The organism is Clostridiales bacterium (genome assembly GCA_025757645.1).
Lineage (GTDB): Bacteria > Bacillota > Clostridia > Oscillospirales > Oscillospiraceae > CAG-103.
Map to the genome: position 1 here is coordinate 946933 of CP107216.1, position 17086 is coordinate 964018.

Genomic DNA, 17086 nt, shown 5'->3' on the forward strand with positions numbered 1-17086 from the left:
TCAATACTCCTCAAAGTTATCCTGATAGCGCGCGATGGCCGCGCGGATCTCGTCGCGCCCGAAGCCGCGGCGGTAGAGATAGTCCGACGCGCGGCGCAGCTCGTCGCGGTCGGGTGTGTCGCTGCGCAGGCGGCGGCGCAGCAGCGTGTCGATCTGATCGTCCTGCTCCGGCAGCTCCTGCAGCGCATCGTCCCACAGCTCGCGCGGGATGCCGCGGCGGTAGAGCTCGCTGCGGATGCGCCCGGCGCCGTAGCCCTTGGCGGCATAGTGCCGCACGCACATGGCGGCGTACTGCGCATCGTCGAGCAGGTGCATCTCCTGCAGCCACGCGGCGGCGTCCTCGGCGTTTTCCGGGCTCTCGCCCTTTTCCTTCAGCCGGTCGGTCAGCTCCTTGACCGACATGGCGCGCGCGCCGATGATGCGCAGCGCCCGCTGCCGGCAGCGCGAGCGCTCGGAGGCCGCGCGCAGCGCGCCCAGCTCCGGGCTCGTCAATTCTTTTCCGCTGCGCAGGTGAAAATCCGTCACGACGGCGAGCGTCGTGCGCACCTCCTCGCCGGTGTCAAACCGCGCCAGAAAGCGCTCCGGCGCGGTCTGTTTGAGCTCAATGAGCCGGGCCATCAGCCCTGAAAGTCATCGGCTGCCACTTCGACGGCGCGGCCGGAGGCAATGGCGGCCTTGCGCGCCTGCGGGCTCATGAGCTTGTGGGCGTTGGCGCGGATCTCCGCCTCGATCTTGTCCGAGACGTCGGGGTGCTCGCGCAGATATTCCTTCATGCTGTCGCGGCCCTGCACGCGCACATCGCCGTAGGTGTACCACGCGCCGGCCTTGTCGATCAGGTCGAGCTTGACGCCGAGGTCCACGATCTCGCCGATCTTGGAGATGCCTTCGCCGTAGATGATGTCGAACTCCGCCTCCTTGAACGGGGGCGCGACCTTGTTCTTGACGATCTTGGCGCGCGTGCGGTTGCCGATCATCTCGCCGCCGACCTTCAGCGTCTCGATGCGGCGCACGTCGATGCGCACGCTGGAGAAGTACTTCAGCGCGCGGCCGCCGGGCGTCGTCTCTGGGTTGCCGTACATGACGCCGATCTTCTCACGCAGTTGGTTGATAAACACGACGATGCAGTTTGTGCGGCTGACCGTGCCGGCCAGCTTGCGCAGGGCCTGGCTCATCAGGCGCGCGATCACGCCGACGGACGACTCGCCCATCTCACCCTCGAGCTCGCTGCGCGGCAGCAGCGCCGCCACGGAGTCGACGACCACGACGTCGAGCGCGCCGGAGCGCACGAGCTGCTCCGTGATCTCGAGCGCCTGCTCGCCGGTGTCCGGCTGGGAGATGAGCAGGCTGTCGATGTCCACGCCGAGGGCACGGGCGTAAGCGGGCTCGAGCGCGTGCTCCACGTCGATGAACGCGACCTCGCCGCCCTCTTTCTGGGCGCTGGCGAGGATGTGCAGCGCGAGCGTCGTCTTACCGGACGACTCGGGCCCGTAGATCTCGACGATGCGGCCGCGGGGCACGCCGCCGATGCCGAGCGCGAGGTCGAGCGACAGGGAGCCGGTGGAGATGGCCTCCACGTTCACGGGAATGTCGTCGCCGAGGCGCATGATGGCGCCCTTGCCGAAGTTCTTCTCGATCTGGGCGAGCGCGGTCTCGAGCGCTTTTTTCTTGTCCTCCGGCTTGACGGGGCCGGTGGACACGGGTGCGGATTTTTTCTTTTCAGCCATAGTGATTCACCTCTAAGTATCAGATGCGGCCGACGACGACGCGCCGGATGCCGGCGGTGTCCTCTAGGGCGGTCACATCGGTGTATTTTTCTTCTGTCATCAGCGCCATGACGGCGTCCGCCTGATCCTCACCGACCTCGAACATGAGCCAGCCGCCGGGGCGGAGGATCTGCGTCCAGTGGCGCACGATCGCGCGGTAGAACATCAGCCCATCCTCGCCGCCGTCGAGCGCGCCGAGCGGCTCGTAGTCGCGCACGGAGCTGTCGAGCGTGAGGATGTCCATGCTCGCCACATACGGCGGGTTCGACACGATGAGGTCGAACGTGCCAATGCCCATAGGGGGCTTTTCGAGCGCGTCGGCCTTGAGGCAGATGGTGCGGTTCTGGTGGTTGCGGCGCAGGTTTTCCTTGCTCACGGTGAGGGCCTCGTCGCTGATGTCCACCATGACGACGCGCGCGGCCGGCAGCTCATGCGCCAGCGCGCAGCCGATGCAGCCGCTGCCGGAGCAGAGGTCGAGAATGCGGGCGTTCATCTTCCGGCCGACGAGCACGCGCAGCGCCGCGTCCACGAGCACCTCGGTGTCCATGCGCGGGATGAGCACGTCGGGCGTGACCACGATCGGCAGGCCGTGAAACTCCCACTCGCCGATGAGATAGGCCAGCGGCTCGCCGGCGATGCGGCGCTGCAGCAGGGCCTCGATCTTCTGTTCATTTTCGTCGGAGGTGTACAGGCGCAGGTCGCGCACGAATTCCTCCTTCGTCTTGCCGACGGCATAGGCCACCAGCAGCCGCGCCTCGAGCGCGTAAGCCTCCACGCCGGCGTTTTTCAGCGCCGTGCGCGTGGCCAGATACAGGTCGTTATAGGTCTTTGGCATCTCTCTATCTTCCAGTCCTTTGCTGACGGATTACCAGGCGTCGCTGCCCTTCTGCTCTGGGATGACGAGCTCGAGCGCACGGATGGCGCACTCGATCATGCTGTCGTCCGGCTCGTTGGTGGTCAGGCGCTGCAGCCACTTGCCCGGCGCGGACAGAATGCGCGAGCAGAGGTTGTCGTGCCGGCCGACCCAGCGGTTGATCTCATAACTGATGGACACGACGACCGGCAGCAGCAGCAGCCGCAGGCCAATGCGCACCCACGGATTGTCCCACAAGCCGACGCGCAGGCTCACGAGCGAGAACACCAGAATGCTGATGATGACGACGACGAACAGAAAGCTCGTGCCGCAGCGGGGGTGGAAGCGCGACTGTGGCCGCACGTTCTCGACCGTCAGCGGCAGGCCCTTTTCGTAGCAGAAGATGGTCTTGTGCTCCGCGCCGTGGTAGGCGAACATACGCTCGACGTCCTTCATGTGCGCCACGCCCCACAGATACAGCAGGAAAATGACGATGCGCAGCAGGCCCTCAAAGAGGTTGCGCACAACGGGGCTGTGGATAAAGCCCTTGGTCAGGCCGGCGAGCAGCGTCGGGATCAGGATGAACAGCACGATCGACAGCGCGATGCCGAGCACCACGGCCGTACCGATGATGATGTCCTTGGCCTTCTCCTCGCCGAAATGCTTTTCGATCCAGAGGTCGATCTTGCCGGGCTCCTCCTGCTCGTCCTCGGGCAGCAGGTCGGCCGAATAGGTCAGCGCCTTCATGCCCTTGACCATCGAGTCGAGAAACACGATGACGCCGCGGATGAGCGGCCAGCCGAGGATCGGGTGCTTTTCGCGGACCCAGTGCAGCTCCTCGACCTTCTCGACCATGCCGTCCTGCGTGCGGCAGACGATGGCCTGCCGGGTCGGGCCGCGCATGAGGATGCCCTCGATGAGCGCCTGCCCGCCGATGGATGTGCGGAACGAGACGCTGGTATCGGGTTTTGCGGATTCGGTTTTGCTCATATGGTTACCTCGGTTAGAATGAAATTACGAAGTTAATTGCCGCTCTCCGGCGCGAACGGCAGGCGCACCGAGACCAGTGTGCCGCCGCCGGGGGCGTTGGCGATCGTCAGCGTACCGCCGGAGCGGGTGATGATCTCGTCGCACACGGCCAGACCGATGCCGCTGCCGCGGGCCTTGTGCTTCTCGCCCTTGAAGAATTTCTCCTTCACGTGCGGCAGCTCGTTTTCCGGGATGCCGGGGCCATGATCCCTAAATTGAATGGTAGCAGCTTCACTGTCCGAAAGAACGGACACTTCGATCGTCTTGCCGTCGCGGGCGTACTTGGCGGCGTTGTCGAGGATGTTGAGAAACACCTGCTTGAGGCGCTCCGGGTCGCCGGGCACGAGCGGGATCTCCTCCTCGGGCGGGTTGTAGATGAGTTGCATCCCGTCCTGCCGCAGCAGCTCCTGATAGGTGAAGATGGTGTCCTCGAGCTCGCTCTCGATGTCGAGCAGCTCCATGCTCAGGTTGAAGCGGCCGTCCTGGATGCGGGTGAACTCCAGCAGCTCTTCGACGAGACTCGTCAGGCGCGCGGCCTCCTTGGAGATGATGGCGATGCCGCGGCGGGAGTCGCCCTGGATGGCGGTGTCGAACATGAGCGTCTCGCTCCAGCCGGTGATGGCGGTCAGGGGCGTGCGCAGCTCGTGCGAGATCGACGAGATGAACTCCGACTGCATTTTTTCGCTGCGGCTGATCTCCTGTGACAGCTCATTGATCGCGGTCGCAAGGCGGCCAAGCTCATCGTCGCGCTGCACCGGCAGCTCCGTGCCGTAGCGCCCGCCGGCGATCGTGCGCGTGACCTCCGTGATCTGCTCGACCGGGCGCGACACGTGCCGGCGAAACCACAGCGCGCAGACCACGGCACCGGCGGCTGCCGCGAGGATGCCGAGTATGATGCCCAACGCCGTGCTGACGCGCCCGGCGCTCAGACCGATGGCCGCGCCGATGGCGACGCACAGCGCCGCGTGCACACATTGGCCCATGGCCATGCGCGAAAACAGGCCGCGGAAGGTGTTTTCCTGTTTGGGTTCGCCTGTGGGGGTGGGGGTGACGTCCTGCATGGCCTCAGTAGCCCCACTTATAGCCGTAGCCCCAGACGGTGGTGATGTATTCCGGTTCGGTCGCGTCGTCCTCGATCTTGATGCGCAGGCGGCGGATGTTCACATCGACGATCTTGACCTCGCCGTTGTAGTCCGCGCCCCAGACGGCGTGCAGAATGTCCTCGCGCGAGAGCGCGCGGCCGGGGTTTTCCATGAACAGCTTCATGATGGCAAACTCCGTCTGCGTCAGGCGGATGTGCTCGCTGTTTTTGTCGAGCGTGCGCGAGCGCAGGTGCAGCACGAACGGCCCGCTCGAGAGCACGTCCTCGGTGTTCTCGCTGCCGCCGATGCGGCGGTAGAGCGCGTCCACGCGCGCGAGCAGCTCGGCAGGGGAGAAAGGCTTGGTGACATAGTCGTCCGCGCCGGTCATGAGGCCGGTGATCTTGTCCATCTCCTGGCTCTTGGCGCTGAGCATGAGGATGCCCATCTTCGAGCCGGTCGCGCGGATGCGGCGGCAGACCTCAAAGCCGTCGATATCCGGCAGCATCACGTCGAGCAGCGCAACGAGCGTGTCCGGATTCTGCTTGAGCTTTTCGAGCGCCTCCTCGCCTGTGGCCGCCTCAATGGGCTCGTAACCGGACCGGCGCAGGTTGATGACGACGAAGCTGCGGATGCTGGGCTCATCCTCAAGTACGAGAATTTTCTTCATGTAGTCCATATTCCTTTCCAAAGGCAGTGTGTGGGCGCCTTTGCGGTTAGTGGCGTCTGCTTTCCGGGAAAGCAGGAGGTTTGCAGAAATATTCATTTCAGTATATCACACAATTTACAATAGTGGTAGCAAAAAATTACGAATCGTGTTATTCTGTGACACAGGAAATGAGGTGGGCCATATGGAGCTTTTCTGGACGCAGATCACGGACGCGCAGCCGGCGCGCCCTGCGCGCACGAAGGCGCACGGGAGTGCGTGGGGCGTGTCGCTGCTGGCGTATGCGGTGCGCGCGGTCTGGGGCATCGACCTGCCGGAGACGGCGGAGCTGCCGGGCGGCAAGCCGTATTTTCCGGCGTGCCCGCAGCTGCACTTTTCCGTCAGCCACACGCGCACGGCGGCGCTCGTGGCGGTGTCGGCCGCGCCGGTCGGCGCGGATGTGGAGCAGGTGCGCCCGCTGCACCCGGCCATGGCGCGGCGGCTCGCGCAGGCGGACTGCGGCGACCTGCAGCCGTTCGAGCTCTGGACGCTGCGCGAGAGCTGGTTCAAGCTCACGGGCGCGGGCGACCTGCGCACGATCCCGTTCCGGCGCACGGCCGGGGTGCTCGTCCCGCCGGAGGCGGGGGCGCTCTGCCGCGTGTATGATGCCATTCCCGGCTGCGCGGCCGCCGCGTGCTCGCTTGCCGAGCAGCCGCCGGAGCGGCTGCGGTTCGTGCCGCCGCGCGAGATTTGCACTTGAAATGTGCGCCCGGCTGTTGTATAATCAAACAGCCGAATTTGCCGGTGTGATGGAATTGGTAGACGTGCTTGACTCAAAATCTACTTCGCCGCTTCATACCACCTTGGTGTAAACCCTTGATTTTGCAAGGCTTTTTGAAAACTGAATATGCAATTTGGTTTTAATGTCCCTCCATGATGTCCCTCCGTTTTCTCGGATGGGGATTGGGAGATGACTTAAAATAATAGATGCCGGTGTGTTGGAATTGGCAGACGAGGCGGACTCAAAATCCGTTGGGCTTATAACCCGTGCGGGTTCGACCCCCGCCACCGGCACCACACCTCAAAGGCTCGCAAACCCTTGATACGACTGGGTTTGCGGGCTTTTCTTTATGTTATGTGTGCTTATGTACTGTCCCTCCTACATCATCAGATTTGCCATTTACGGGCTGATTTTAGGAGGGACATTGGAGGGACATAAAGCATCATGAGGAGGGATATACGCCCAAAATCGCATTGGCAGATGCAATCTTCGAGTTGAAATTCAAGTGCGTGTAAATGTTTGAGGTGGTCGAAATATCACTGTGCCCCAACCATTCCTGAATTTCTTTCAGGCTGACACCGTTTGCATACAACAGACTTGCGCAGCTATGACGAAGATCGTGAAAGCGGATCTTCCGCATACCGTTCTTTTGCAGGATCAGCGGGAAATGCTGTGTGATATAGCCGGGCTTCACGAGTTCACCGATTTCATTGACATAGATATAATCAGCAAACTTCCTGCAATAAGATTTTCCGCACAGCTTTCGGTTCAGCTCCTGTTCCGCTTTCAAGCGGTGCAGCAATTCCTCAAACGGCGGAACAAGCGGCAGACTGCGGTAGCTGGCCTTTGTCTTTGTTCTGTCCTTTTGAATGATCTTGCTCTTGCCGTCTATTGTCGCCTGCGTAACGGTGTGCCGAATCGTAATGGTCTTTTTCTTGAAGTCGATGGCGTCCCATTTCAGGCCTACCGCCTCGCTTCGGCGCAAACCGTAAAATGCACCGAGGATCACGCCAAGCTCAATGGGATCACCACGGACAACTTCAAAAAGATGGTTCAGCTCATCCTCCTCATAGAAGCTGCCAACGAACTTTTCCTTCTTGGGCCGTTCAATCCGGTCTGCCGGATTCGAGTCAATCAGGCCGAGTTTGAAAGCGTGCTGCAAGGCTTTACGAATATTGGCGTGACGGTGTATGACCGTATTGGCAGAAACACCTCGCACCGTCAATTCGTAGGTGTAGTAGTCCTGTATGTGCTTGGGTGTAACATCCTGCAATGCAAGACCGGGGTGGTGTTCCTCAAAGTACGGGATGATTTTGCTTTTGATTCCCATGGAATACGCGCCATAGGTGGTTTCCTCCACATTCTTTTTTGTCATTTCCAGCCAGTCGAGCAGGAACGCAGTAAAAAGAATCGTGCCAATGGGGGCTTTACCCGTACTGCGTTCGATTGCTCTTGCTTCCAGCTCTGCTTCCTTGGCGGCACGAGCCTCAGAAAGCATCTTTTCGGCACGCTTTTTGTTTCCCTTTACCGTCAGACCTGTAGACTTGGGCGGCGTGTGCCGTTTGCCGTATTCGTCCACATAGTTCAGTACCATATGATAGTACCCGTTTTTCTCTCGCAGATGTCCTGCTACCATAATAAGACCTCCTTTGATTGGTACAGCGCTGATCCATCTGCCATTGACAGCAATATTGTAGCAGATAGAAGTACATCGGCCAAATGTGCAAACGAGGTTTTACGCAGTAGATTTTTCTATCAAGTCCAAGTATTCCAAAATGTTGAGCTTCGGGATTCGATAGCGGCGACCAACAATAAAGCTCTTGATCTTGCCGGACTTTAAAAGCCGATAGGCAGTTTTATCGCAGATGCCGCCGAGCATTTCACACATTTGCTCAACATTGACTACATCGGGATATTCAGCAAATAACAGTTTGTAGGCTGTCTGTGATTCCATAGGCCGCCTCCTTACCGTTTTTTCGGCAAAGTTCATAGTCATACCCTTTCCGCTGATTACAGTAGGTGCAAGTGTCTTTTGCCGTTTGGTGCGGGTCAATCCTGCGCAAATAATAAGCACCCGTGCCGTAGAAATTGTCGGCGCAGGTGCTGCAAAGGCAGAGGATCAGTTTTTTCGGGACGCTTTCAATCAGACCGATGCTGACCGCCAGCGCATGATTGATGCCGCAAATGTGCTTTTCGGACAGATGCCCAATGAAGTTGCCCAAGCGGCGCTTATCGACGGTGCGCAGCTGTTCCAGCAGGACGATAGAGGGCAGCTTCAAGCCGTCCTCGGCGTCGATGTAGTAGTGGGTAGGAAGTTTGGCTTTCACGCCGGTTTTGCTTGTAATGGAAGCGATAATGACCGTGGGGCTGTGTTTGTTCCCGACATTATTCTGAATGATCACGACGGGACGGTAGCCCTCCTGCTCAGAGCCGATGCCCCGGCCCAGATCAGCGTAATACATATCGCCGCGCAAATATGTGTGGTTCATTCTGTGATGACCTCCTTTGTGTATTTAGGCGTTTCCGCCTATGTAGAGGTCAAGCGGCAGAACAGAATTGAGGTTGGTGAGAGATAAAACATTCTCTGTTTCGTCTGACCCGTCCCGCCGCTTGACCGTAGTATTTTGAAGAAAATCTATTTGTCCTCGACACCCCGATTTCCTATTGGGAAGTCATCAAGCGGCCGATGGCTGTCGGCTCCACGGGGATTTCACCCTCACGAGGTTCTCTCATGACCGCCCCCATTGCCTGCGACGGCTTCACGGTCGAAATGCCGCTTATCACGCTCGGACTGTGGCTGGACGGGAGTATCGTTAGCCCTATTGCCGGTCGTCGCTGGGGCGGGAGCCACCCGCCCGTGATAGCCGACTGCATATCGCTCCCCGCAGTGCGGATTGTGGCGCAGCCGCTAATGTGGCTCATGCTTTCGCAATGGCAATAGGAATGTGCTTGATGAATGGGTATTCGGTTGTCAAAGGCCATCCCTGCTTGCCGAAAAGGAAAACAGGCAGAGAGTTTTCGTACCTCTCCACCTGTTTCCTCACTTAAAGGCTATTTTTCAACCACCTATTCCAAAAAATTTTTTCAATCTTTTTTCGGCGGCCGCAACCGATTTTGCAACGGCCTGAAAAGTGCATCCCTCCATTCCTGCGATCTGCTCATAGGTCAAGCCTTGAAAATAGTAGAGGATCAACCTCCGCTTTTGTATTTCGGGCAGTTCGGAGATCGCTCTATGTAACTGCGCATATTCCATGCTCTGCAAAGCGCTTTCTTCGACCGTCGCCGGACGATGCACGGCCCGGTCATACAACGATGCCTCCGTAAGCTCCGATTGCTCATAGTGGCGATCCACTTCGTTCAGATAGGAGAGGTCGTCCAGCTCAAAGGAATCAAACAACGCAAACACGGCAGCGCTGATCTCAAAATGATGCCGATTGCCTTGTCCGTCCGAAAAGGTCAGCCAGTGGCGGCCGTCCCCGGTCGTGCCGATGGTATAGGGATTGTATTTGTCCTTCCTTCGTTTCGGATGGTTTCCATCCATGATATTTTCCTCCGTTTCGATTTGAATTTTGAAAATCCAAATCGTGCGGAGGACTGCGGCAGCCTACGCTGCAGACCGAAAAGCGCAGACATAGGAAAATGCATCTGCAGAAAGCGAAGGCCTGCAAAACAAGTGAGTATAATCTATATGGGGTGGCTGTTTTTACTACATATTTCATTGCTCGGAGAGCGCTTTTTGAGGAACTCACCATTCGCAACGCAGGCTATAGAATGAAATAAAATTTGCTACTTTTTACAGGGAAGGCGGTTTGCAAACAAATAAACACAAAAAATCCCTCCAATCTAAAAAACTCAGATTGGAGGGATATACGCGCAGTGAATCAGCCCGCCAACATTCGTTTTTTTATTTGGCGGGATATATGATTTCGTATTTGTTGCATCGCTTATTTGCCGATACTTGTACAGTTGACATGAATGGCGCTGCTATAACAATTACTTACTATAATGAAGTTCCATTAACAAAAGTCAAGCCCAAAAACAAAAAAACATGCGAACATCATAGCGGAGAGAAGGAGATCATTTTTCATGGTCATCTTTTGGAATTATATTTTCTAATAAATTCTATCAAAAATATAAAAACAGTATTGACAGAGGAAAACGGGTTTATCATAATTACACCAATACGTTTCATTTTTTTACAGAAACGTACAAAATTTTACTTTGTGGGGTAAAGAACCATGAAAGAAGGCGTAAAGAAGAGCATATCCCTCATCCTTGTGCTGACGCTGCTGGTGCAGCTGCTGCCGGTGGTGGCATTCGGTGTCGGCGACGAAACAAACGATCTGGACATCAGTACAGACAGCGAAACGGTGTCCATGAAAGACGACGATGCGGAGATCGTCGGCGAGGAGGACGCGCTGCGCGAGGAATCCGTCAAGCATTTCCGGTTGCGGGACGGGGGCTACATGCTGGTGGAGTACGAAACGGCAGTGCACTACCAGACGGCGGACGGGTCCTGGGAGGAGATCGACAACACACTGCAGAAAACCGGTCAGCAGTATGTTGCCAAGGCGGGAGACATGACGCGGAAATTTGCCGCGTCGCTCGACAGCGGCTTCCTGTTCGAGACGGCGTATCAGGGGCAGAGCGTGTCGATGTCGCTGGCGCGGCGCAGCAGCCGCGACGTTGTGGCGGTCGCGCCGGACGTTCCGGCAGCGGAGGAAACGGCAGCCCCCGAAGAAACAGCGGTGCCGGAGACTGCCGACCAGCCGCAGGAGGCGGAGCAGACGGAGGCAGACCAGACGCAGGAGCCCGCGGAAGCCGCGGCGGAGACGGATGTGCCGCAGCAGGAGACGGATGCGCCGCAGCAGGAGACGGATGCGCCGCAGCAGGAGACGGCAGAGGAGCTGCCGCTGCTGGACGACGCGGCGTATACGTTGGTCACGTCCACGGCGGCGGCCAGGATGGAAAACCCGGGGGCCAAAATGCGCACCTTCAGCAAGCTGGCGGAGAAAGACAAGATCCAGCCGCAGAAAATCCGCTCCAGCGTTGCGTTCGACAACGTGATGGACGGTGTCAGCCTGCTGTACCAGAACTATGGATATAACGTAAAAGAGAGCATCATCATTGACAAACAGCAGGAGCAGTATGCCTACTCGTTTGTGCTGAATATGCAGGGCCTGACACCGACGCTCGAGGCCGATGGTTCCGTGCTGCTGCGCAGCGCCGGCGGCGAGGTGATCTACGAGATCCCGGCGCCGTCTCTGGCGGATGCCAACAACGTCACATCGGTGGAGGACGCCGCCTATCGGCTCGAGCGCATCCAGGGCGGCTATCTGCTGACCGTGGAGGCGGATCCGGAGTGGATGAACGCGCCGGAGCGCGCCTATCCCGTAACGCTCGATCCGACGATCCTGCTGCACAACAAGGGCAATGTCCTGACGACGTATATCCGTTATGCAGCCCCGAACTCCGTTGCCCCGAATGCAGCGGATCAGTATTGCGGTTATATTGCGGATGATTCATACGGTGCGTGCGACATTTACATGAAATTGACTCTGCCCAAGATCCCCAGCGGTTGTGTTCCTGTGCGGGCAGAGATTGCGCTGTATCATGCAGGCTTCTTCGCTTCCAACCACTTTGGCGGAGCTGCACCCGACGGAAATCTAACAGTGGAAGCACATATATGTGACGGAACAGTGTCAAATGTGTCAAGCTTGACATGGAACGATGTATATGCTGGTGCATTATCTTTCGATCGCACGATATTGGATTACCAAAAGGTTAGTAAAGGCACACTCGGGGAATATATCACATGGGATATTTCACGAGCGATTGTTGAACGTTCCGTCACTGGTTCAGAGACAATCGGCCTAATACTCGAGACAATGGACTGCATCGAGAATTACCGTGTTGCCAACCTGATCGGCAGCGGATACCACGACTACAGCCCGTATTTTGCGGTGTACTACCGCAACCCGGTCGGGCTGGAGAGCTACTATACCTATCAGGAGGCCTCGGCAGCAAAAGCGGGTGATCTCTCCATCCAGAATTTCACGAACCAGTTCACGCTGGACCGCACGGATGTCTCGCTCTCTCTCGAGCCGGCATCCTACGCGCTGCGCCACATCTACAACAGCGCATATTCCGGAAGCTGGTTTTCGGAGAATGGATCGGTCGGCCTGCACACGCGGAATTTTTCTTCCATGCGCATCGGCATCGGCTGGAAGCTCTCCGCGCAGCAGACGGTGGTGGAGTGTAAGGTCGGCGACAAGACGTACCTGGTCTATAACGACGAGGATGGCACCGAGCATTACTTCAGCGAGACGGCAACTAACACGTATGAGGACGAGGACGGCCTCGGCCTGAAGATCGTCAGGTCCACCAGCGGCGGCAACACGATTTACACCATGACGGACATGGACAAGTACCGCACATGGGTGTTCCACAACGGCTACCTGATCTCCATCACGGACAACAACAGCAACACGATCTATTTTGCCTACAATGCGGCATACGGCAGCGGCAGCGCGTGGAAGCCGGTCAAGGACGCTTCCACCAACCGGCTCGTGCAGATCGTCATGGCCATTCACGACGGCGCAAGCCAGACGGTCGCAAACCTGACCTACAGCGGCGACCGGCTCTCCAGCGTGACGGACTACGCCGGCCGCACCACGAGCTATACCTACGACTCTGCCGGACACCTGACGCAGGTGACGTATGCGGACGGCACGTGTGCGTACTACCAGTACGATCCGGCGAACGGGACCATGATCACGCTGTATGACGGCGAGGCGCAGTACGGTCTGGAGATCTCGTACATTTTCAATTTCGGCGTCCGATCCACGTTCCGCGTGCGGGAATTCACCGCTGGCAGCGCGCCGGCGGACGGTCAGCGGCAGTATGGCAGTGCCTTCCACGCCTACCGCGACGGTGTGCGGCAGACATCGTACCGTTTCTACGGCCCGGATCATACCCGAGATACCGCGGACGACACGATCACCAGCTACATTCTCGACTATACCGGCAAGACGATCTGCGCCTTTGACAGCAACACGGACCGCTCGGAGCTGCTCGGCGTCAGCGCCGCCAACTACACGAGCAACAACGGCACCAGCAAAACGAACAACCGCCTGACCGGCGCAGCGGCCATGGGCACATCGTCGCCGAACCTGCTGTCCAACTCCGGCCTGGAGACCTGCACCGGCAGCGCCGCAGACGGCTGGGCGCAGCTGCCGTTCAGCACGTCCGCCTCGGCGGGCACACAGTCCGGAGACCGGACGCACCTCGGCAGCGCCTCGATCCAGACCACGGCGCGCGGCAGCGGCATGTATCAGGAAGCCACCCTGCAGGCAGGCACGACCTACACCTTCTCCGGCTACGTGAACACGTGCGACATGACCGCGTTCGATTCGGGCGGCAGCGTGTATCTTGCGGCGCTCACGGCCGACCAGATCGCCGATCTGTCGCAGGCGAGCCGCTCGCCGTGGAAGAGCGAACGGGTGAACTACCAAACGGACGCCTCGGTCAGCCGCGGCTGGGAAAAGGTCAGCGTGACCTTCACGCCGGAAACGTCGGGCACATACTACATGGCCTTCCTGCAGGACAAGGCGGACGGCACGGCCTATTGCGATGACCTGCTGCTCGAAAAGGGCGAGGCCGCGTCCGAGATCAATCTGGTGCAAAACGGCAGATTCTCGCAGCTCGTCAACGGAAAACCGGACTTCTGGACCGCCAACAAATACACGATCACCAACGAGCACCCCACCGGCCAGCCGAACAGCAAGTCCATGCACATCGGCAGCACGATGACCGGCTACGCGCGCACGCATCAGGTCATCCCGCTCAATCTCCCGGCAGACGAGGCGACGTTCCTGCTCTCCGGCTGGGGCAAGGCGACGAGCGTCGGCGGCACGGCCCGCAAGCACGTCCACGGCTACGAGCGGTATTTTGGCCTTGTCGCAGAGATCGCCTATACCGACGGCACGACCGAAAACCAGTACGTGAGCTTCAACGGGGACTACGCGGGCTGGCAGTTTGCATCGGGCGTCATCGTGCCGGGCAAGCGCGACAAGACGGTCAAAGACATCACGGTGCGCTGCGCCTATGACTACAACGCCAACGAAGCATATTTCACGGACATCAGCCTCGTGCTCGAACCGGCGGAGACCTACAGCTACGACAGCAAGGGCAACCCCGTCGCGGCGACGGACGGCAGCGCCAAAACGGCGAGCGAGTACTTCACGGACTCCCAGCGTCTCAAGAGCTATACCACGCCCGGCGGCGCAAAGCACACGCTGGGGTACGACGCAAGCAACAACCTGCAGGAGGATACGCTGGCCGGGCTGACGAACTACACCTACCACAACACCTCCGGCAGCGCCACGACGAGCATGACGCGCAAGGGGTACAGCGGGGACTATCTCAAGTCCCAAAATATCTACGACAACACCGGCCGCTTCCGCGCAGCATCCGAGGATGCTAACGGTGTCACGACGCAGTATGGCTACGATGCCGGCACCGCGCACCTGCTTTCGACGACGGCGGCCAACGGTACGCAGCAGGATTACCGCTACTGCACCGGCAGCGACCGCACCGCCCTCACGTACATCAACGGCGTCGCCTCCATCCGCTATACCTACGACCGCGCGCAGCTGAGCGACCTCATCCGCAAAGGGTATCTGGGCTCGACGGGCTTCTGGCAGCACTACCTGCTGAACTATGATGCCTTCGGCAACATGACGCGCGTGCAGGTCTGCGCCTCGAGCGCGGAGCGAGAGGGGTACACTACGCCCATCACCCTCGCGTCGTATACATATGAGGGCAACGTCAACAACGGCCGGCTGGCCACGATGACCTACGGCAACGGCGACAGTGTCAGCTACACCTATGACGCGTTTGACAGGCAGCGCACCGCTGCGTATAATGACGGTACAACCTACCACTACGACTATAGCAGCGACAACGACCTCACGCGGCAGTACGCCACGGACGGCGACGGCAAGGTCACGGAGCAGTACAGCTACCAGTACGACAGCCTCGGCCGCCTCATCCATTCGCGCCAGTCGACGGCCAACGGCGCGCTCATCCAGTCCACGCAGCATATGTACGATGCCGCCAACCGCATGACGTCGCAGTCGTGGCAGTTCGGCACGGGCCTTTACCGGCAGCAGTATTCTTACACCGGCGTCAAGGCCGACGGCACGGCCGACAGCTCGGTCGACGGCACGATCAGCGCCATCACGACCACGATCCCGAACCAGCTCGACGTCACGTCTAAGTACGAGTACAATGACCTGCGCCAGCTTGAGAAAAAGACGGTCACTGTGCCCAACCAGAACAGGGGCACGACCACGGTCTACACCCGCGGCTATACCTATGCGGTCATCGCGGAGGATGACGGCTGCAACCGGATGGGTACGCGTCTGGCGAGCACGGGCTACACGTTCGGCTCGAGCAGCCGCAGCTTCGACTATACCTACGACGCGGCCGGCAACATCCAGACGGTCACGACCGGCGGCACGAATGTGCCCGCGGCAGCCGCCTCGAAGGAATATGGCTACGACGCGCAGGGCCAACTTGCGACCGAGACCAACGGCGGCGCGTCCCGCGCCTACGCCTACGACACGGTGGGCAACATCCGCAGCGTCACGACCGACGGCGCGGTCATAAAGTCCTTTGGCTACACGAACCCCTCGTGGCCGGACCTGCTCACGAGCGTGACAGTCGGCGGCACGACGAAGGACATTCTCTACGAAGGCCAGACCCAGACGAGCGGCGTCCCGTCCTCCGGCAACCCGGTCACGTATTACAACGGCAAGGATTATTCCTTCACGTGGACGAAGGGCCGCCAGCTTGCCTCCGCAACGGTCGACGGCAAGCAGGTCTCCTACACCTACGACATGTCCGGTGTCCGCACCAGCAAAACGGTCAATGGCACGACGTACAACTACACCACGCTCTCCGGCAAGGTCATGCGGCAGCAGTGGGACGGCAAAACACTTGAGTTTGTCTACGACGATGGCAACCAGCCGTTCGCCATGATCTATAACGACGGCTCGACCTCGACGCTCTACTACTACGTTCTCAACGCGCAGGGCGACGTCATTGCGCTGCTGAACGCGAACGGCAAACTCGCTGCGTCCTACGACTATGACGCCTGGGGCAACTGCACGGTGTATGACAGCAGTGCGAAAGTCCTCACCGATCCCACCAGCATCGCCAACCTCAACCCCCTGCGCTACCGCGGCTATTACTATGACGCCGAGACCGGCTTCTACTATCTCCAGAGCCGCTATTATGACCCGGCCATCTGCCGGTTCATCAACGCCGACGGGTTATTTACAGATGGGTTTATTGGGGCAAATCTGTTTGCATATTGTGCGAACAATCCTGTAAATACGACTGATCCTACTGGTAACTTTGCAATTACAGCGACAGTGGCTTTGATCACCTTCGGCATAGCACTTGCAGCAACTGCTTTGGCTGTAGGTATTAGTTCATCTCCTGGTTTTCAGGGAGCTGTCGAAGGTCTCTGTGAATCAGTCGGCAGTGTAGCGGAGCAGATAAAAGAGAAGCTTACGAACAGCTTTTCCAAAATAAAGAAACCGCCAAATTACAGAAGTAATAAAGAAGTGCATCATATTGTTGCGCAACATGCGCGAGGGGCAGAACGTACGAAACAAATTTTAATTGACACCGGAATTGGCATTAATTCTAAGGAGAATACGGTTTCCATAAACACCTGTTTGCATCGCAGGCTGCATACCAATCTATATTATGAAGTGGTAGATATCATTATTGTTAGTGCGTACAATTCTGCCGGTGGCGATCCAGTACAGCAAACGGAAAACGTTAAAGTTGCTTTGGGGACAATCAAAGCATTCATAGTTGGGCTTGAGAAAATAACTCCCCAATTTTAAGGAAGGAGGCGAA

12 protein-coding genes and 1 tRNA gene are annotated in these 17086 nt (G+C 58.6%); 3 read left to right on the plus strand and 10 right to left on the minus strand.

What is annotated here, in order from left to right; genetic code table 11:
- From OGM61_04415 to OGM61_04440, 6 genes are read right to left on the minus strand one after another with little or no spacing between them, the layout of a single operon-like run.
- Entirely contained in the window at positions 1-618 is a 618-nt protein-coding gene (locus OGM61_04415) for a recombination regulator RecX (GenBank protein ID UYI85321.1), read from the minus strand.
- Positions 618-1724, minus strand: a complete 1107-nt coding sequence (gene recA / locus OGM61_04420; GenBank protein UYI85322.1) for a recombinase RecA — start codon at positions 1722-1724, stop codon at positions 618-620. Before recA ends, OGM61_04415 begins: the two co-directional genes overlap by 1 nt.
- Before the next feature lie 19 nt (positions 1725-1743).
- A complete protein-coding gene (gene prmC / locus OGM61_04425) occupies positions 1744-2598 on the minus strand; it encodes a peptide chain release factor N(5)-glutamine methyltransferase (GenBank protein UYI85323.1) in 855 nt (284 codons plus the stop codon).
- A gap of 30 nt (positions 2599-2628) precedes the next feature.
- Positions 2629-3606 carry a DUF1385 domain-containing protein gene (locus OGM61_04430; GenBank protein UYI85324.1) on the minus strand — a complete coding sequence of 326 codons (978 nt, stop codon included), beginning with the start codon at positions 3604-3606 and terminating at the stop codon, positions 2629-2631.
- 32 nt (positions 3607-3638) lie between these two features.
- Complete coding sequence (locus OGM61_04435; protein ID UYI85325.1) at positions 3639-4706, minus strand: HAMP domain-containing histidine kinase; 1068 nt, start codon at positions 4704-4706, stop codon at positions 3639-3641.
- Between the two features lie 4 nt (positions 4707-4710).
- On the minus strand, positions 4711-5394 hold the full coding sequence (locus tag OGM61_04440; protein ID UYI85326.1) for a response regulator transcription factor: 684 nt from the start codon (positions 5392-5394) through the stop codon (positions 4711-4713).
- A gap of 181 nt (positions 5395-5575) precedes the next feature.
- On the opposite strand from OGM61_04440, the gene OGM61_04445 reads away from it, so the two are divergent.
- Together OGM61_04445 and OGM61_04450 are read left to right on the plus strand one after the other, a co-directional pair.
- Positions 5576-6130, plus strand: a complete 555-nt coding sequence (locus OGM61_04445; GenBank protein UYI85327.1) for a hypothetical protein — start codon at positions 5576-5578, stop codon at positions 6128-6130.
- Positions 6131-6359: 229 nt separating this feature from the next.
- Positions 6360-6447: transfer RNA gene (locus OGM61_04450), tRNA-Leu, on the plus strand.
- A 146-nt stretch (positions 6448-6593) separates the two neighbouring features.
- Here OGM61_04450 and OGM61_04455 read toward each other — a convergent pair.
- From OGM61_04455 to OGM61_04470, 4 genes are all read right to left on the minus strand, one after another.
- A complete protein-coding gene (locus tag OGM61_04455) occupies positions 6594-7787 on the minus strand; it encodes a site-specific integrase (protein ID UYI85328.1) in 1194 nt (397 codons plus the stop codon).
- A gap of 99 nt (positions 7788-7886) precedes the next feature.
- Positions 7887-8105 carry a helix-turn-helix domain-containing protein gene (locus OGM61_04460; protein ID UYI85329.1) on the minus strand — a complete coding sequence of 73 codons (219 nt, stop codon included), beginning with the start codon at positions 8103-8105 and terminating at the stop codon, positions 7887-7889.
- Positions 8068-8640, minus strand: a complete 573-nt coding sequence (locus OGM61_04465; protein ID UYI85330.1) for a type II toxin-antitoxin system PemK/MazF family toxin — start codon at positions 8638-8640, stop codon at positions 8068-8070. The genes OGM61_04460 and OGM61_04465 overlap by 38 nt, the downstream gene beginning before the upstream one ends.
- A gap of 569 nt (positions 8641-9209) precedes the next feature.
- Entirely contained in the window at positions 9210-9692 is a 483-nt protein-coding gene (locus tag OGM61_04470; protein UYI85331.1) for a sigma-70 family RNA polymerase sigma factor, read from the minus strand.
- A 697-nt stretch (positions 9693-10389) separates the two neighbouring features.
- Between OGM61_04470 and OGM61_04475 the strand changes: the two genes are divergently transcribed.
- Complete coding sequence (locus OGM61_04475; GenBank protein ID UYI85332.1) at positions 10390-17073, plus strand: AHH domain-containing protein; 6684 nt, start codon at positions 10390-10392, stop codon at positions 17071-17073.
- Positions 17074-17086 lie beyond the last annotated feature (13 nt).